Source organism: Halomonas sp. PA16-9, from assembly GCF_009728585.1.
In the GTDB taxonomy this organism is placed as follows: Bacteria; Pseudomonadota; Gammaproteobacteria; order Pseudomonadales; family Halomonadaceae; genus Vreelandella; species Vreelandella titanicae.
Map to the genome: position 1 here is coordinate 1,114,412 of NZ_CP040451.1, position 18,488 is coordinate 1,132,899.

16 protein-coding genes and 1 pseudogene are annotated in these 18,488 nt (G+C 53.1%); 16 read left to right on the plus strand and 1 reads right to left on the minus strand.

Annotated elements, in window-relative coordinates:
- The first annotated feature begins 129 nt into the window (after positions 1-129).
- From FDY98_RS05055 to FDY98_RS05125, 16 genes and pseudogenes are all read left to right on the plus strand, one after another.
- A complete protein-coding gene (locus FDY98_RS05055) occupies positions 130-1,470 on the plus strand; it encodes an enolase C-terminal domain-like protein (protein ID WP_027959955.1) in 1,341 nt (446 codons plus the stop codon).
- Between the two features lie 36 nt (positions 1,471-1,506).
- On the plus strand, positions 1,507-2,451 hold the full coding sequence (locus FDY98_RS05060; protein WP_051430564.1) for a Bug family tripartite tricarboxylate transporter substrate binding protein: 945 nt from the start codon (positions 1,507-1,509) through the stop codon (positions 2,449-2,451).
- A gap of 19 nt (positions 2,452-2,470) precedes the next feature.
- Entirely contained in the window at positions 2,471-2,986 is a 516-nt protein-coding gene (locus tag FDY98_RS05065; RefSeq protein ID WP_027959954.1) for a tripartite tricarboxylate transporter TctB family protein, read from the plus strand.
- 15 nt (positions 2,987-3,001) lie between these two features.
- Positions 3,002-4,510, plus strand: a complete 1,509-nt coding sequence (locus FDY98_RS05070) for a tripartite tricarboxylate transporter permease (RefSeq protein WP_027959953.1) — start codon at positions 3,002-3,004, stop codon at positions 4,508-4,510.
- A gap of 81 nt (positions 4,511-4,591) precedes the next feature.
- Positions 4,592-5,602: a 3-dehydro-L-gulonate 2-dehydrogenase gene (gene yiaK / locus FDY98_RS05075; protein ID WP_027959952.1), complete on the plus strand. Its 1,011-nt coding sequence runs from the start codon at positions 4,592-4,594 to the stop codon at positions 5,600-5,602.
- Positions 5,603-5,793: 191 nt separating this feature from the next.
- A complete protein-coding gene (gene kdgD / locus FDY98_RS05080) occupies positions 5,794-6,705 on the plus strand; it encodes a 5-dehydro-4-deoxyglucarate dehydratase (RefSeq protein WP_027959951.1) in 912 nt (303 codons plus the stop codon).
- A gap of 76 nt (positions 6,706-6,781) precedes the next feature.
- Positions 6,782-7,837: an ABC transporter substrate-binding protein gene (locus tag FDY98_RS05085; RefSeq protein ID WP_027959950.1), complete on the plus strand. Its 1,056-nt coding sequence runs from the start codon at positions 6,782-6,784 to the stop codon at positions 7,835-7,837.
- Positions 7,838-7,939: 102 nt separating this feature from the next.
- Positions 7,940-8,383 (plus strand): hypothetical protein, encoded by a 444-nt coding sequence (locus FDY98_RS05090; protein WP_022521782.1) that lies wholly within the window; start codon positions 7,940-7,942, stop codon positions 8,381-8,383.
- 17 nt (positions 8,384-8,400) lie between these two features.
- Positions 8,401-9,963 carry a tripartite tricarboxylate transporter permease gene (locus tag FDY98_RS05095; protein WP_051051997.1) on the plus strand — a complete coding sequence of 521 codons (1,563 nt, stop codon included), beginning with the start codon at positions 8,401-8,403 and terminating at the stop codon, positions 9,961-9,963.
- On the plus strand, positions 9,944-11,512 hold the full coding sequence (garD, locus tag FDY98_RS05100; RefSeq protein ID WP_027959949.1) for a galactarate dehydratase: 1,569 nt from the start codon (positions 9,944-9,946) through the stop codon (positions 11,510-11,512). Before FDY98_RS05095 ends, garD begins: the two co-directional genes overlap by 20 nt.
- Positions 11,513-11,565: 53 nt before the next feature.
- Positions 11,566-12,891: an enolase C-terminal domain-like protein gene (locus FDY98_RS05105; RefSeq protein ID WP_027959948.1), complete on the plus strand. Its 1,326-nt coding sequence runs from the start codon at positions 11,566-11,568 to the stop codon at positions 12,889-12,891.
- A 393-nt stretch (positions 12,892-13,284) separates the two neighbouring features.
- Positions 13,285-14,078 (plus strand): annotated as a pseudogene (locus FDY98_RS05110) (Bug family tripartite tricarboxylate transporter substrate binding protein).
- A 69-nt stretch (positions 14,079-14,147) separates the two neighbouring features.
- Positions 14,148-14,618, plus strand: coding sequence for a tripartite tricarboxylate transporter TctB family protein (locus FDY98_RS05115; RefSeq protein WP_027959946.1), 471 nt, complete (start codon positions 14,148-14,150; stop codon positions 14,616-14,618).
- Positions 14,618-15,760, plus strand: coding sequence for a tripartite tricarboxylate transporter permease (locus FDY98_RS05120; protein WP_340146756.1), 1,143 nt, complete (start codon positions 14,618-14,620; stop codon positions 15,758-15,760). Before FDY98_RS05115 ends, FDY98_RS05120 begins: the two co-directional genes overlap by 1 nt.
- A gap of 53 nt (positions 15,761-15,813) precedes the next feature.
- The gene (locus FDY98_RS27055) at positions 15,814-16,134 is read left to right on the plus strand and encodes a hypothetical protein (RefSeq protein WP_340146852.1); all 321 of its coding nucleotides are present in this window, start codon (positions 15,814-15,816) and stop codon (positions 16,132-16,134) included.
- 113 nt (positions 16,135-16,247) lie between these two features.
- Positions 16,248-17,933, plus strand: a complete 1,686-nt coding sequence (locus tag FDY98_RS05125) for a thiamine pyrophosphate-binding protein (RefSeq protein WP_027959944.1) — start codon at positions 16,248-16,250, stop codon at positions 17,931-17,933.
- A gap of 37 nt (positions 17,934-17,970) precedes the next feature.
- Here FDY98_RS05125 and FDY98_RS05130 read toward each other — a convergent pair whose 3' ends face one another.
- Positions 17,971-18,288 carry an NIPSNAP family protein gene (locus tag FDY98_RS05130; RefSeq protein WP_022521774.1) on the minus strand — a complete coding sequence of 106 codons (318 nt, stop codon included), beginning with the start codon at positions 18,286-18,288 and terminating at the stop codon, positions 17,971-17,973.
- Positions 18,289-18,488 lie beyond the last annotated feature (200 nt).

Consider the following 18,488-nt stretch of genomic DNA (forward strand, 5'->3'; position numbering starts at 1 on the left):
AGAGTGGGTTTGAGTTTAAAAGTCTTTGATTGACCAACAAGGGCTGCGTTTGTCCGCCTTCGTTATTTTAATGCGGCAATGAGCGGGATGCTGATCTGCGCGCTAACACCGCCTAATGGAGAATTGTTTATGTCGAGTCACGACACTCCCACGATAACCGATATGCAGGTCATTCCCGTGGCAGGGCGCGATAGCATGTTACTCAATATCGGTGGAGCGCACTCGCCGTATTTTACCCGCAACCTGATTATTCTCAAAGATAGCCACGGTAATGTAGGGGTAGGGGAAGCCCCCGGTGGCGAGACGATTCAAACGTCTCTTGAGCAGTCACGAGAGATGGTGGTCGGTCAGTCGATCGGGAAAATGCGCTCCATGATTGCGTCGTTACACAATATCGGACGGAGTGCCGATTTTGAAGATTTCGGCAAAGGCTCCTGGACATTCGAACTGCGCATCAATGCAGTTGCCGCGCTTGAAGCGGCGTTACTTGATTTGATGGGGAAATTTCTGGGAGTGCCGGTGGCAGAGCTCCTAGGCAACGGCAAGCAGCGTGACAGCGTTGACGTGCTGGGATACTTATTCTTTATCGGTGATGGGCACGCTACGCCGTTGGATTTCCGCCGTGGCACTGGGGGCTTGGATCACGACTGGTACCGTTTACGCGATGAGGCGGCTATGACCCCTCAACACATTGTTGAGCTAGCTCAGGCGGCGCATGATCGATACGGCTTTAAAGACTTTAAGTTAAAAGGCGGGGCTCTGGCTGGCGAGCAAGAAATAGCGGCCGTCACGGCGCTGCACAATGCGTTTTCGGATGCGCGCACGACCATTGACCCTAACGGTGCTTGGTCGCTAGAAGAAGCGATCCGGCTGTGCAAGGATCTCCACGGTGTGATTGCCTACGCAGAGGATCCATGCGGGGCGGAACAAGGCTTCTCCGGTCGCGAGATTTTAGCTGAGTTTCGCCATGCCACCGGATTGCCTGTCGCCACCAACATGGTAGCCACCAACTGGCGGGAAATGGCCCACGCGCTGATGCTGCGCTCAGTCGATATTCCATTAGCCGACCCGCACTTCTGGACACTTTCCGGTGCTGTACGTGTCTCCCAGCTCTGCCAGGATCATGGTATGACCTGGGGCTCGCACTCCAACAACCATTTCGATATTTCGCTTGCCATGTTCGCCCAGGTGGGGGCCGCCGCCGTGGGGTGCACAACCGCGCTTGATACCCACTGGATATGGCAGGAGGGCGATGCTCGCCTGACTCGCAATCCGCCGGAGATTGTGGGTGGCAAAGTGGCCGTAACCGATGCGCCGGGGCTTGGGGTCGACATCGATATGAAGGCCATAGAGGAGGCTAATAAGCTCTATCGTTCACTGCCTGCTGGTGCTCGGGATGATGCGATGGTAATGCAATATTTGATAGATGATTGGAAGTTTGATCCGAAAAAGCCAGCGTTAGTGCGCTGAGTGAATACTCTAAACATGACAAAGAAGGACATTACAATGAAAAAGTTAGCGCTAAGCTTATCTGTGGCAACAGCAATGATGGCCAGTGCTGGTGCATTTGCTGAATATCCTGAGCAAAACATCGATATGATCGTGCCCTTCTCAGCCGGTGGCGGCAACGACACCTTCGTCCGCGCACTACAGCCGCTTCTGGAAGAAAAACTCGATACCAACTTGGTCATTCGCAATATCTCGGGCGGCGGCGGAGCCGTGGGGCTGACGCGTGCTCAGGCATCAGATTCAGATGGCTATACCTTAGCTGCCGCCAGCAATGCACTGCTGACCTTGGAGGCGTTGGGTAATGTTGACTTTACCTACGAAGATTTTGATTTTGTCGCCAAGATTCTTGAAGAGCCCTACGTCATCGCTGTTGGTGAAGACAGTGAATACGCCGACTTGGACGCTATGGTCGAGGCTGCGAAGGAAGGCACCTCGGTGCAAGTTGGGGTTTCGGGGGTAGGGTCATCAGCTCACATCGCGGCGGTGGCCTTTGCTGATACCGCTGAAGTCGATTTTAACTTCATTCCCTACCCCGGTGGTTCTGAGACTATCTCCGCTGCTATGGGAGGGCACGTGGATGCCGTGGTGCTAGGTGGGGCGGAACTTCGCTCGGCGCTAGAGTCCGGTCGTCTGAAAGCCTTGGGTATGTCCTACGCAGAGCGTAGCGAGTCGCTGCCCGATGTCCCTACTTTCCAGGAGGAAGGATACAACCTGTCTCTGACAGTATGGCGCGGCATCGCGGGCCCTGATGGCCTACCGGAAGAGGCTAAGGAAGCGTGGGTCAACGCCATTAAAGAAATTGTAGAAGAAGGATCCTTCGAAGAGACTGCCTCGAATCTGGGCTTGGATATTGTGCCGCTGTATGGGGATGAACTAGAGGCGTTTATCGCTGAATCTGCTGAAGTGATGAAAGAAAGTGCTGGCGACTTAGCTGCTAAATAAAATAAGGAGTTAGTGACTGATGGCAAAGGATATAGGTAAACCGATCTTTGATCTGTTTCTTGTGGTGGCATCGGCAATTGGGTTTTATATGGCCACTACGCTGCCAGCAGTCAGCATGGCGGGGGGGCTTTCCCCCGCTTCTTTTCCAAAGTTGATTTCTGGCTTGATTTTTGTGTGTGCCGTGCCCTGCTTAATCCGTGATTCTTACGAATGGCTTGTTGCAAGGCGAATGCGGGAAGACGCAACAGCCCTTAATGCCACTGCTCCGAAGAAAGGCATTTTGCAATGGCTGACCATCGTGGCTTTGATTGTTATTTATATCAACTCTTTCGAGCGGCTGGGGTATATCGCAAGCACAGCGATATTTTGCTTTTTAAATGTCGTTTGTCTTGTCATCACTAGCGGTGAATTTCAAAAATTAAGCAATAGCCGAAAACTTCGAAACCTAGCAGCGTATACAGTTTTTGCGTTCGCTTTATCATTGGTTATCTATTATGTATTTACCGAACTATTCAATATCCCACTGCCGGATTGAAGAAGGAGAAGTGAGATGCTAACGGGTTATATTGATGGTTTGGGGCTGGTCTTCCAGTTGGGTACATTATTGGCGATTGCCGGTGGGACTTTCCTAGGCATTATCATGGGGGTATTGCCAGGCTTAACATCGGCCATGGCGATAGCCCTATTATTGCCGGTAACCTTTGGAATGCCGCCTGTGATGGGTATTGGTATGCTGCTGGGTACCCTGTGTGGTGCTGGTGCCAGTGGCTCGATACCCGCCATATTGTTGAATATTCCAGGAACGCCATCCTCGGTCGCGACTACGTTCGATGGCTTTCCAATGGCTCAAAAGGGGGAAGCGGGGAGAGCCCTGGGGCTGGCAATTGTTGCCTCTTTCTTTGGCGGTGTAGCTAGTATGGTGGTGTTAAGTCTTCTCGCACCACCTATCGCTGAGTTTGCATTGCGATTTGGTGCTGCGGAGTATTTTTCGCTGAGCATTTTCGGGCTAGTCATTATTGCTTCTGTTGCGGGCAAGTCCCTCCTGAAAGGTTTGATTGCAGGCCTGATAGGTTTCTTTTGCTCTACCATCGGTACAGATCCTATTGCGGGGGTTGACCGTTTTACGTTTGGACAGCTGTCTTTATTGACCGGGATTAACCTTTTACCGGCGCTGATTGGGTTATTCGCTGTGTCACAAGTGCTGAAAGATGCCTTCGAATATGACCCCTCCAATAAACTTCAGAATAGCCCCCATAAGGTCGATATTGCACGCCCGCGGTTTATTGAAACGCTGCGCAATTGGCGCGCCCTTCTCGTCGGTATAGTGTCTGGTTCTGTCGTGGGCCCAGTGCCTGGCGCTGGGGGCAGTATCGCCTCACTGGTGGCCTATGACCAAGCACGTCGTTTTTCTAAAACACCTGAAAAGTTTGGTAAGGGACATGGTGCTGGCATTGTCTCCGTTGAGAGCGCGAACAATGCTTTATTAGGTGGGGCGTTAATTCCTACGCTTGCGCTGGGCATCCCCGGCGAGGCCGCGACGGCTGTTCTATTGGGTGGTTTAATGATTCAAGGCGTTACGCCGGGACCGATGCTATTTGAAAGCCAGAGTGGCATCATTTACGGGATATTTTTAGCGTACTTAGTCGCTAACTTCTTCATGCTTGTCATCATGTGTTTAGGTATCAAGCTGTTTGTTCGTGTACTGCTAGTGCCAAGAAAACAGTTGATATCGGCTATCATTGTTTTCTGTTTTATCGGTGTTTACGGAGTTGATGGGGATGTGTTTAACCTCTACATAATGCTGGCTTTTGGATTGCTCGGCTATTTTCTCAACCGATATGGCTTTGGAACCGCCCCGGTAATACTGGGTTTAATTCTGGGGCCTATAGCGGAATCTAACTTGAGACGGGGGCTGCAGACCTTCGGTGGTGATTGGACACCATTTTTCACCCGCCCCATCAGCGTTACCTTTTTAGTCATCGCCTTAGGGTTGCTGGCGCTGACACTGTGGCAGAACTACCGTACTCGACAGCAAGACGCGGCGTCTGGCGCTGCTTGAAGTCCATGGCCGCCATTCGAGGCGGCTGGGGTGTTGAAGCCCACTCGCGGAGTGGGCTTTTTTAATGGTGGGGGGGAAGTGATGGCTAACATCGATTTTGAGACGTTGCGCAGTACGATTGAGAAATCACTATTGAAGGCGGGGCTAAAGCCCGCTGATGCTGAGACCTGCGCGCAAATCCATGCTGAAAGTACCCGCGACGGCGTACATTCGCATGGTATCGGGCGGGTTCCGCGTTTCATTGAGTACGTCGGGAAAGGCTGGGTCGATATCGACGCTAAGCCAAGCCTTGTCCAGCGATTGGGCGCGATTGAGGTGCTTGATGGAGGCTTTGGAATAGGTGTGGTCAATGCACTTCATGCCACAGAGCGTGCCATGGCGTTGGCGCGTGAGCATGGTATGGGGCTGGTGGCGTTACGCGATACAACCCACTGGATGCGGGGCGGAAGCTATGGTTGGCATGCGGTTGAGCAAGGGTTCGCTACGATTATGTGGACCAATACCGAGTCGTGCATGCCTGCCTGGGGTGGTGCTTCCCAATCGATTGGCAATAACCCGTTGGTGATGGCCGTACCGCATAGCACCGGGCCTCTGGTGCTTGATATGGCGATGTCTCAGTTTTCCTATGGGAAGCTACAGACGACTCAGCTGAAGGGCGAGCATTTGCCCGTTGACGGCGGTTTTGATGAGCGTGGAGTGTTGAGCCGTGATCCCGCAGCGATCGCTGCGACGCGTCGCTTGTTGCCGACCGGGTACTGGAAAGGCTCTGGGTTGTCGATCCTACTGGATGCGTTAGCAGCACTGCTCGCTCAAGGGCGTCCTAGCCATGCCATTGATAAGGTTCAGCGCGGCAGTGGTGGTGGTTGCAGTCAGGTGTTTATGGTATTTGACCCGGTACAACTCGGCGGTCGCGAAGCTTGCGATAGCATTGTCGAAGGCATTCAGTCTCATCTGGCCGCCACCACGCCTGCCGAGCCGGGGCGCGCAGTGCGCTGGCCAGGCGAGTCGACCGCTGAACAGCGATATGGAGAGAGGTCGATTGTTATCGATGACATGCTATGGCGCTCTGTTTGTGAGCTTGCTGGTGATTAGTTACAGGCGTTTTAATCCTCAACAGGTTTACAGGGCATGGCTGCTACTTTGGTTTAAATTTCGGTAGTTCTGCTTGCACCCTGCTAGCAGGATACTTATCTTCTAGGTTGTATGATGTATGACATAAGGTTGTTGGCTAGCTAATGATGTCTGCTCATTCAGTGGTCAACACATTTTAAAGAGGGCGCAAAGTGACGTTTTCAAGACAAGAAGTAACAAAAGCCATCGGCGATGGTCTGCTATCGTTCCCGATTACCGATTTCGATAGTCAAGGTCGTTTCGATGAGGCGAGCTACCGCAAGCGGCTTGAGTGGTTCATCAGCCACGAGATCTCGGCGGTCTTCGTCGCAGGTGGCACGGGGGAGTTTTTTAACCTGTCACTTGATGAGTATCGCGAGATTGTTCGCGTCGCTGTCGAAGTAATCGACGGTCGCTTGCCCGTCATTGCTAGCGCGGGCTTAAGCGTTGAAGCCGGCAAGGCCTTTGCAAAAGCGGCCGAAGAAGCGGGCGCTGACGGCATTCTACTGATGCCGCCATACCTTACCGAGTGCCCGCAGGATGGCTTGGTGGAGTATGCCCGCCAGATTTGTGATGCCACGTCAGTCAACGTGATTTATTACAACCGCGGTAATGGCATCCTGAATGCTCATTCTGTTCAGCAGCTTGCCGACCATTGCCCTAACTTGGTGGGGCTAAAAGATGGCAAAGGCGATATTCAGGCGCTTAACAAAATCGTCAAAACTGTGGGTGACCGTTTGGTGTATATCGGCGGCGTTCCCACGGCTGAAATTTTTGCCGAGGCCTATGTCTCCATTGGCGTAAATACCTACTCATCGGCTGTTTTCAACTTCGTGCCGGAGATGGCAGTGAAGTTCTACAAGGAGTTGCGCAAAGGTAATAAAGACGTTGTGAAACAGATCACTAACGACTTTTTTATTCCTTTCGTAGACCTCCGGGATCGAAAAGCGGGCTATGCCGTTAGCCTGATCAAAGCAGGCGCAGACATTGTTGGCCGTCCCGCCGGCAGTGTTCGCGCGCCGCTGACAATGCCAACCCAGGCGGAGTGTCAGGAGCTTAAAAAGTTGATCGATCGCGTTAAATAGTAATAAAGCGCCAGCTCACTAAGCCATTAAACCACTGAGCTATAACAATTTAACAACGAGCGAAAGAGGTGAAAGTATGCGCATTTCCAATAGATTAATGACAAGTGTCGGTTCAGCAGCGCTGATGGCAGCATTGAGCGTCAGCGCTGGCGTAGCCATGGCCCAAGATGGCCCATTGCGGGGCAATATTCGTGTGGTTATCGGTTCAACGTCCACCGGCGGGGATACGTATCAAAACTCTACTATTGTGGTGGATCAGCTAGCTGAAAGGCTGGATCTCAACATGAAGGTGGATGCCGTTGGTGCAAGCTCTGCTTTTCGCACACTTGACCGGGACTCTCGTGGCAATACGCTGATGATCTTCCACGATCAGTCCTATCTTGGCCATCTGTATGGGGTTGAGGGCTACGACGATATTTTTGAGAAATATACCGTCGGGCCGACGCTTGCAATCAACCCAGGCAATGCCTACCTGGTGCCTAAAGACTCACCTTACCAAACCCTTGACGACATCATTGCTGCAGTAGGCAATGGTGAGACTGTGCGGGTCGCTATCCAGCCGGGTGGCGTATCGGAGATTGGTTTCAGTGCCCTGAAAAATGCCATCGCTATTGAGCATCCTGGTCAGGAAGACAACCTGGTCGCTGTCAATACCGGTTCTCAATCCGACAAAAACCAGCAGCTTTTTGACGGCCAAGCCGATGTAATTAATGGCACTGTGCAGGCTAACGAGCAGTACACGCGGTTACCTGAAGACGACCAGAAAGCGATGCGTTTTGTCTGGTTGACGGCCCGGCAAGATACCATTGAACAGGCCCCGGAAGAGGGGCTTGGCCAAACGTCTCGTGAGCAACTGCTGGAGTATGTAGAGCCAAACGTGCACGTCACAATGGGCGATGACGAGAGTTTTACATTCGATAAGGAGTTCTTCTTCCTCTACAACAAAGACATGGATCCAGCGATTGTTGAGCAAATCGATGAAGCGCTAACGGATATCTATGCGGAAGGTGAAATACAGGAGACTCAGAAGAACGCCTTCTTTATCCCCAACTTCAAGCCTTCTGATGAAGCCTCTGAGTATCTCGCCGATAAAATGGCTCGCTACGAAGAAATCATCAGCAACATCAAGTAAAGGTATGGCGCCCGCTGCGTGAGCGGCGGCTGCCTCTCCTATGCATGAGCCGCTATAGAACAATAGTAAGCAGGGTATCTGCTGCTAATGCCCGGAGCTGTTATGGAATCAGGTCTTTCAAGTCTGCTTAGTGTCTCCATCGATTTCGAGACCTCCCACCTGTTTTTCCCGAGGATTATTCACTGGATCATGGCGGGACTCTTTGTCTTGATTTTAATGACAAAGGTAGCTCCCTTCATGGCATCAGTGAAACGAGGAGAGCGCACACTGCCCATTGTGGGTGAGGCTCGAGATAATTTCCGTTTTATTGGCACTCTCGTCTTGATCGCGGCGTATTTTTACTTCATGGCCGTGGTGGGCGATATGTTCCCCTACACAGGCTATGGCTTCCTGCTGGTATCGATGGTTTTCGTTCTCCTGATGTCACTGCTCTATCTGCATGACTGGACGAAAAAGGCGCTTACCATCGTCGTGGTCAATGCCATCGTCGCCCCTAGTCTGGCCTGGTTCGTTCTCGCCAAGCTGTTCACTATCACCTTACCGTGACCGGAGCGAGTGCCACCATGGAATTCCTCTCACTTCTCGATATAACCTTCTTTTTACTCGCCGGGTTCGGTGCTCTGGTCGGCATCATCTTCGGCGCGATCCCCGGCATGACCGCCACCATGGCAGTCGCTGTTTGCTTACCGCTCACCTATGCCCTTGGGCTACACCACGGTCTGGCGCTGCTACTGGGGCTGTACGTGGGGGGTATCTCGGGCGGTATGGTGCCCGCCGTTCTGCTCAATATTCCCGGCACTCCCTCTTCCATTACCACCACCTTTGATGGCTACCCGATGGCTCAAAAGGGTGAGGGTGAGAAAGCGCTGAAGATCTGTGTCATCGCTTCAGTCGTCGGCGGGCTTATTAGCGCCGCTATACTGTTCTTGTTTGCGCCTCTGCTGGCCGATTTCTCGATCAAGTTCTCTTATGTAGAGAAGTTTTTGATCATTTTATTAGCGCTGAGTGTCATTGCTTCGCTGTCCAGCAGCATGCTGATTGGCATCTTTAGTGGCGTTATCGGCATCTGGTTGAGCCTGATTGGCGACTACAGCATATCTGATGGCGGAAATGGCAAGACCCGGCTGATGTTCGATTTTATGGAACCCTACTTATTTGAAGGGTTTTCCCTGCTGCCGGTGCTGATCGGTGTCTTTGGTATTTCCACGATTCTGCTTGAGGCGGAAAAGGGGGCAAAGAGCGGGCTAGTCAACGAACGCATAAAGATCAGCAAAGGAGGCGGCTTTTCGCTTTCAATCTTTAATGGACGCCTGACCAATCTGGTGCGTTCGTCGTTTATTGGCACCTTCGTTGGCATGTTGCCAGGGGTCGGTGGCAGCGCTGCCTCCGTGCTGGCGTATACCCAAGAGAAAAACTTAACCCGTGATTCATCGCAAATGGGTAAAGGGGCGCCTCAGGGGCTTATTGCCTCGGAGTCCGCTAATAATGCGTTGACCGGTGGGGCTTTGATTCCACTGCTATCGCTAGGTATTCCTGGCGACTCGACGACGGCGGTACTGATTGGTGCGTTCACCCTGCAGGGCATCCAGGTAGGGCCGCTATTTATTCCTGAGAATACCGAGACCTGGTACGTCATGATGACGGCTTTGGTGTTCGCCAATATCGTGATGTTCTTCTTAATGTTCTATGCCATTAAGTACATCGCCAAAGTGGTGATGGTGCCAAAGCATATTCTCTTCCCCATCATTGTGATGATGTGTGTAGTGGGGGCCTATGCCATCAACTACGGCATTATGTTTGACGTCTGGACGCTGCTTATTTTCGGCATTTTAGGCTACCTGGTGCAGAAAATTGGTTTGGAAGTGGCCCCGCTAATTATTGGCTTTATCTTGGGCAGCCAAGCCGAGGTCTACTTCGTCAAGAGCCTGGAGTCGTTCGGCACTTTCTCGATCTTTTTCACCAAGAGTCCCATCGCCATGGTGCTGTGGGGGTTGATTGTCGCCTCGGTAATGTTCGCCATCGTCATGGGCTTCAAATCCCGCGCCAGGCAAAAAATGGAGCTGACCCAGGTAACTGGCAGTACACGCACAGCCTCAGGAAAGGGTCATGAAACAGACAACGACTAATACGCGCGTGATTCGCATACACCCCAACGATAATGTCGCCATCGTGGTTGAACCGGGCGGTCTTGCTGAGGGTGCCGTCATTGAGGGAGGAGTTACCACCACAATGGCTGTCCCGCAGGGGCATAAGGTGGCCCTTGTCGATCTGGCGGAGGGTGAGCGCATCATTCGCTACGGTGAAGTGATCGGTACGGCAGCTACGCCTATTCCCCAAGGCGGCCACGTCAGTGAGACCAACTTGCACATGCCGACACCACCGCCGCTTGCGGATCTACCGCTGGCGACTCGGCCAGCACCGAAAACCGACCCGCTTGAAGGTTATACCTTCGAGGGCTTTCGTAACCCTGACGGTAGCGTGGGCACCAAAAATGTACTGGGTATCACCACTAGCGTGCAGTGTGTCGCCGGCACCGTCGACTTCGTCGTGCAGCGGATCAAACGCGAGCTGCTGCCGCGATTTCCTAACGTGGATGATGTGGTGGGGCTTAATCACTCTTATGGCTGTGGGGTCGCCATTAATGCGCCTGCGGCTATTGTGCCCATTCGAACGCTTAAAAATATCGCCCTGAATCCCAACTTCGGCAACGAAATAATGATCATCGGTTTGGGGTGCGAGAAGCTGCAACCCTCGACACTGCTTTCCGATCGACCGGTGAAAATTTATGAAAACACCGAGGCGGCCGACCCGGAAGCCAACGTGTTGAGCCTTCAGGATGACTCTTTTCAGGGCTTCGGCGAGATGGTTGAGGGTATTTTGGCCATGGCCGAACGACACCTTGAGCGACTCAATCGACGCCAGCGTGAAACCTGCCCGGCGTCCGAGCTCGTCGTCGGCATGCAGTGTGGCGGCAGCGATGCCTTTTCGGGGGTGACAGCTAACCCCGCAGTGGGCTTTGCGACCGATTTGATCGTGCGAGCGGGTGGCAGTGTGATGTTCTCAGAGGTTACCGAGGTGCGCGATGCCATACATCTGTTAACCCCGCGGGCTATTGACGAAGACGTGGGTAGGGCACTGATTGAGCAGATGGCGTGGTACGACAACTATTTGGCTCAAGGCCAGGCTGATCGTAGCGCCAACACCTCACCGGGCAACAAGAAGGGGGGGCTTTCCAATATCGTTGAGAAGGCGCTGGGCTCGGTGATCAAGTCGGGCAACTCGCCGATTGTCGATGTCATCGGCCCTGGTGAAAGGCTACGCAGTAAGGGGCTGACCTTCGCCGCGACCCCGGCCAGCGATTTCATCTGTGGCACGCTTCAGTTAGCCGCAGGCATGAATCTGCAGGTATTCACCACAGGTCGGGGTACACCATATGGTCTAGCCATGGTGCCGGTGTTGAAAGTTTCCACCAACTCAGCTCTGGGAAAACGGTGGCACGACATTATCGATCTCGATGCGGGGCGCATTGCCACCGGTGATGCCAGTATCGAAGAGGTGGGCTGGGAGCTTTTCCACCTCATCCTGGACGTGGCCAGCGGCCGCCAACAGGCCGCTGCCGACCGACTGGGAATTCATAACGATTTGGTGTTGTTTAATCCTGCGCCAGTGACTTGATCACCTGAATAAAGTTTCAACTTGGGTCAATAATAAGTAGAGGTTTACGAGATATGTTTCCAAAAATTAAATCAATGAAAGTGGTACCTGTCGCTGGTTACGATGGTTTCTTATTAAATCTCAGTGGTGGTCATGCCCCCTGGTTTATCCGCTGTGTGGTCATTCTTGAGGATAATGCAGGTAATCAAGGCGTGGGTGAGATCCCTTCCAGTGGCGGCATTCTTAAGGGGCTGGAGCAGTGCCGTGAGTTGGTGGAAGGCTCGCAAATCAATAACATCAAGCACACCCTCAATCAGGTTCGCCTGCGATTGGCTCAGAACGGACGCGAAGAGCGGGGGCGTCAGACGTTTGATTTGCGCGTAGCGGTACACGTGATCACCGGAATTGAGTCGGCGCTGTTAGACCTCTATGGGCAGGCACTACAGCTACCCGTCGCCGACCTGCTGGGGCAGTACGGCCGTCAGCGTGATGAAGTCGAGGCATTGGGCTACCTGTTTTTACTGGGTGACCCGGGCAAGACAGACCTGCCATACCCTAACGCGTATAACCCACAAGATAGCTGGGATGAAATACGCTACAAAGAAGCGCTAACACCCGAGGCCGTGGCTAAGTTGGCCAAAGCCGCTTATGAGCGCTATGGGTTTAAAGACTTCAAGCTAAAGGGCGGTGTATTACGTGGGGAAGAGGAGGCCGATTGCATTCGAGCGCTCCATGATGCATTTCCCGATGCTCGATTGACGCTTGACCCCAACGGTGCCTGGAAACTGGATGAAGCGGTGCGCGTGTTGGAGCCTATCAAGCATCTGCTCAGCTATGCTGAAGACCCCTGTGGCCAGGAAGAGAGCTATTCAGGGCGCGAGACTATGGCCGAGTTTAAGAAGCGAACCGGCCTACCCACCGCTACCAATATGATTGCGACCGATTTTAAACAGCTGCAGTACGCCGTTCAGCTCAATTCGGTGGATATACCTTTGGCAGACTGTCATTTCTGGACCATGCAAGGTGCGGTAAAAGTGGGTGAGCTTTGCAACGAGTGGGGCATGACCTGGGGCTCTCACAGTAATAACCACTTCGATATTTCGCTCGCCATGATGACCCACGTCGCAGCGGCTTGCCCGGGTGAGATTACCGCGATTGATACCCATTGGATTTGGCAAGACGGGCAGCGAATCACTAAAGACCCATTGCTCATTCGCAATGGCAAACTCAAGGTGCCCACCACCCCAGGGCTGGGGGTTGAGCTTGATGAAGAGAAGCTTATGGAGGCGCATAGTCTTTATAAATCGTTGGATACCACACAGCGAAATGATGCCATGGCGATGCAGTTTTTGATTCCTGGGTGGGAGTTTGATCCTAAGCGTCCCGCACTCGTTCGTTAAAGTACTTTCTCGATGATGATGGATTTAGCCAGACGTATTACCGATAGAGAGATGTGGTCAGTTAGGTAAGCGCTCGACTTTGGTCTAGTTTTTACATCTCTCTATTGTAGCGCTAACAAGAACACACTAAGTTTCAGGTTGTATGATGTATGACTTGATCGTAAGAAATAGTTTGCTGATAGGTTTTAAACCAAGGAGTACACAATGTACAAAAACAACAAAGCCCTGCTAACACTGTCCGCTGCCGTCGCTTTATCCTCACTAACTGGCGTGGCGCTTGCTGACTACCCCGAGCGCGATATTCGCGTGATTGTGCCTTGGGGGGCCGGAGGGGGTACCGATGGAATCGTTCGAAAACTGACCACCATCGCTGAAGAAAATCTTGATGTTTCCATGTATGCAGAAAACATCGAGGGTGGCGTGAGTGCCACTGGTATTGGCCAGCTTATGAGCGCCCGGCCCGACGGCTATACCATTGGCGCGTTAACCTACGACAGCCTGGTGACCGTGCCTTGGCAAGCCATGCTGCCCAGTTACGATATTGATAAGTTGAAGCTGATTGCACGAGTAACAAGCGAGCCCGACGCTATCGTTGTTGACGCCGATTCCGACTATCAAACGATTCATGACCTTATTGAAGCGGCTAAGGCAAATCCTGGTGAGATTCGCGTAGCCATTCAGAATCTTGGCGGGCGTATCCATCTAGCGATTCTACAGCTTCAAGAGCGACCGGTACGGAGTTCCGAATCGTCTCTTATCCTGGCGGAGCTGCTCCTCAGAAAGAGGCCATTCTGTCCGATGAGGTCGATGTTGCACTTACCAGCCTGGGCGATTTTTCCAATCTCCTGGAAGATGGCACCGTACGCGGTCTCGTTGAGTTCTCCGATACGCAAAACCCGACGTATCCCGATGTGCCTACCACCGCTGACGAGGGGATCGACCTCCAGATTGGCAGCTTTATTGTGTTCGCCGCACCAGCAGACACCCCGGAAGAAGCCATTAACGTACTGGAAAGCGCTTACAAAACGGCTTACGACAGTGATGAGTTTCAAGAGTGGGTTGCCAACGTCGGTGTTACGCCGAACTGGCTGGGTACCGATGAGGTGACTGCCTGGGCTGATGAAACGGCCGAGTCACTGTTCAGCGAAATGGATGCGCTGGTAGAAGCAGGCGTGATGTCCAAGTAACTCGCTACTCAAAGAGCGTGGCGCCGGTTACCGGTGCCACAGCTATCTCAAGCAGAGGATTTTGAGTCAATGAACAACGTCGAACGCTTTAGAAGGTCGGCAGTACTTTTTCCTGCCTTCTTGCTGATATTGACCACGATCTACCTGGCGGAAGCCTTGAGCATACGCTCTCAGTTTGGTGGTGACACCATTGTGGGGCCGCGCTTCATGCCTATCCTGATGGCGTTCATCATGTATGCAGCGCTGATAGTCGTAATCGTAGGAGAGTGGCGCAAAGAAGCAGAGGCGGCTGCTGGTGGCTCTCTGCTAAGGCCATTGCTGATTGTGGTGGCGACAGGCATCTACATCGCCTTGTTTCGTCCCTTGGGTTACGTGCCCGCTACGCTGGGTTTCGTGGTAGCCCTCTTCCTTATCTTTGACTTCGAAAAACATCGGCCCGCCTTCTTTATATTTTATGTGATCGCCGTTACAGCGCTCTTTTATGGGTTGTTCGCCGGTATTTTCGGGGTGCGGTTACCTCCCCTGTTAGGAGGGTTCTGATGGAGACCTTTGTCAGTTTTCTGGGCGGTTTCGAAGCGCTGTTGAGTTGGGAAGTACTTGGTTTCATGATTGCCGGCTTCTTGATTGGTACATTTTTCGGTGCGATGCCAGGCCTTACCTCTGTACTGGCAATAGCCCTGCTATTGCCGATTACTTACACTATTGACGTTGTGCCAGCGCTGGTCATGTGTGCCTCGATCTTTATGGCGGGGATGTACTCCGGCAGCATAACAGCCACGACCATCAATATTCCCGGTGCGCCGTCGTCAATGATGACCGCCGTGGAAGGCAACGCCTTGATGTTAAAAGGGCAGGGCGCCAATGCGCTGGGTCACGCGGCGCTGGGCTCGATGATCGGTGGGGCAATCGGCGCGTTACTGCTCATGGCGTTTATGCCCATTGCAGGTGAGCTAGCGCTGTTGATCCGCACCCCGGGGAAATTCTCCCTTGTGCTTTTCGCACTGGTGGTGATTATCCTTGTCGATAAGGGCGCTATCGCCAAGGGAATTGTCGCCACCACGCTGGGTATCATGCTGGCCACCGTAGGCATCGATGTACTTCAGCCGATTCCTCGCTTTGAGTTCGGCACCGAACTGCTGGTCGAAGGTATCGGTTTAATGCCGGTGGTGATCGGTGCGTTTGCGGTCAGTGAGCTGCTGGTACAGGCGCAGAACTGGAACCTCTCTCTGGAAGGCTCCCTGAATAGGGCGAAGGGCTTAAAAATACGTCGGCGCGATTTTATCCCCCCCTGGTCTGAAATCCGCGAAGTGGGCTTCTTTACCTATATTAAGAGCGCCTTCATTGGCTATGCGATTGGCATCCTTCCCGGCGCGGGTGGCTCGATGGCCGCTTTTGTGGCTTATGCTGATGCCAAACGCGGTTCGAAGAAGCCTGAGGAGTATGGCAACGGCAGTCGAGAAGGTATTGCCGCGGCTGAATCGGCGAACAACTCCATGTGTGGCGGTGCTTTTGTGCCAATGCTAATGTTCGGGATTCCGGGCGACCCTACCACAGCTATTGTACTTGGCGTTTTGGTTATCAATGGTTTACAGCCAGGGCCACGTCTCATTGAACAGCAGGCTGATCTAATAGCTCCCATGTTTGCCTCTTTGTTTGTGAGCGCCTTGATCCTCATCCGCTGACGCTGTTCCTGTTCGGGCCGTACTTTATTCGTATCGTCTCAATCTCCCGTGGTCTGCTCTACAGCGCCATCGCCGTGGTAGCGCTCGTCGGAAGTTATGTGGCGACCTACTCAATTTTTCAGATGTTTTTAGCCCTATTGTTTGGTGTGTTGGCTTTCTTCCTGCGCAAACATAACTACTCGGTTGTGGCCATGTTGCTAGGCTTCATCTTGGGGCCGGATCTGGAGCAGTATTTGCGACGCTCCTTATCGTTCAATGACGGTAACCCGATAGTCTTTCTGACGAGTTTAGACAGCCTTGCTTTCCTGGCATTAACCGTCGTTTTCGCCTATCTGATTCTGCGCAAGAAGCCGAAGCTTGATGCCATTCCGTGATCTTAATAAACATTTGTACACAACAAGATTGGTTTCTGTTACTCGCTATGCGCCTCCTGTATTGATCATCACGAACGGCTGGGGGCGCTCTTCTCTGCCATTAGGATGCCAACATGACAACAAAAACTCGCCCACTACCGCGTACCGGGGGAAAAGTACTGGTTGACCAACTCCTGATCCACGGGGCTGATAGTGGCTACTGTGTGCCCGGAGAGAGCTACCTGGAAGTGCTTGATGCGCTTTATGATCAGCGTGAACACTTCACCCTCTACAATGCGCGGCACGAGGCCGGAGCGGCGAATATGGCCGAGGCTTATGGCAAGCTGACGGGGCGCCCTGGAATTTGCCTGGTGACACGCGGGCCTGGCGCTTGCCATGCCGCTATTGGCGTTCATATTGCCCAGCAGGATTCGACGCCAATGATCCTGCTGATCGGCCAAGTCGACCGTGGCTCGATGGATCGGGAAGCGTTTCAGGAAATTGACTATCGGGTGATGTTCGGCGGTATGGCTAAGTGGGTGGCACAGATTGAGGATGCTCGCCGAATTCCCGAATACATGGCGCGCGCCTTCCGGGTGGCGACATCAGGCCGGCCTGGCCCGGTGGTGCTGGCGCTACCTGAGGATATGCTAACCGATATCGTCGAAGTCGAAGACGCTGTTCCCTACACGCCGTCAAGGCCGGGCGTTGCCGTGGAGGAAATCGAGAAAATCGCTGCCCTGGTCTCCCGTGCCGAACGTCCGATGATTTTGGTTGGTGGATCGGGCTGGACAGATGAGTCCTGCGGGCAGATACGCACCTTCGCTGAAACTAACGGTATTCCCGTAGCCTGCTCCTTTCGCCGTCAGGATATTCTCGATAATGCCTCGGAATGCTATGTCGGTGATTTCGGTACTGCCGTGGTGCCGTCACTGATTAAGCGCCTAGCCGAGGCAGACCTGCTGTTGGTCGTCGGAGCCCGGTTAGGCGAGATGACCACCCGAACCTACACCACGCTGACTTCACCAAACCCCAGCCAGACGCTGATACACGTGCATATTGACCCGGATGAGATAGGCCGTGTGTTTAGTCCGGCGCTGGGCGTTGTTTCGGCCCCTGATAAGCTGGCTGCAGCGTTAGCCGCTCACGACTGGGGGCAGCGCAGCCGTTGGAGTGAGTGGTGCAAAACGTTGCGAGATGAGTATCTTGCCGATATTTTGCCTCCGTCACACGATTACCCGCTCGATATGGGAGCGGCGATGCATGCGTTGCGCGACAGTCTACCGAAGGAGTGTATCGTCACTCTGGACGCCGGAAACCATACCGGTTGGGCGCAGCGCTTTCTGGCTTACCAGCGTCCTGGTCGGATTATTGGCTCAACCTGCGGGGCAATGGGGTATTCCGTACCTGCCGCTGTGGCAGCTTCTTTACGCGAGCCCGATAAGTGTGTGCTGGCGTTTGTCGGCGATGGTGGTTTTATGATGAGCGGTATTGAGATTGCCACCGCCGTACAGCATGGCGGGCGGCCCATCGTACTGCTGTTCAATAACGGTACTTACGGTACGATTCGTATGCACCAGGAGCGTGAACATCCCAACCGCGTCTCGGGAACCGACCTGGTGAATCCCGATTTCGGCCAATTGGCAGCAGGGCTTGGCGCGCATTTCGAACGTGTTATCGATACGGCCGCTTTCAAGCCCGCTCTGGAGCGGGCCATGGCCTCGGGTCGCCCTGCCGTGATCGAGCTTGTGACTGACCCGGAACGTATTTCAACACGCACTACCGTCACAGCACTGCGTTCAGCTAAAGCTCGTTCATAAAGGAACCACTTCATGAAGAGACCCGCTAATCAAGAAATCAGTCTTTAAAGAAGGGGGCGGGGACAACAATCTTGTTTTCCTGGCTAATTAGATAACCCGCCTCGGCACTTTTCTTGAGATAGGCGGCCCACTCTGGGTCACTCTGCATGGCGGCGCGCCGCTGGCTACGGTCAGCGGCATCTTTAAACACCCAGATATGCACATAGGAATTCACATTGCCTGTTTCTACCGGTCCATATAGCAGAGGTTCGCCAAGGTGACGTTTTTGGATAGCCCAGCCATGCTTTTCGTAGAGCGCCATCTGTTTCTTCAACGTGCCAGGTGTGCAGGTATAGGTACGGTGATCATACAGCATGGTGATACTCCTTGATGATTACTCTATTAAGGGCTGCGGGTTATCCACCCAAGGTGGCGCTATGCAAGTAAAGAACCTTGTGTGATCTCGCCGGTATGAGGGTTGCGTTAAGTCTTATCGCCTTTGGATTCCTCTATGAACCACATGTTGTATTACATCATACAAGGCTGCAACAAAAAGCATGCACCGATTGCGCCATA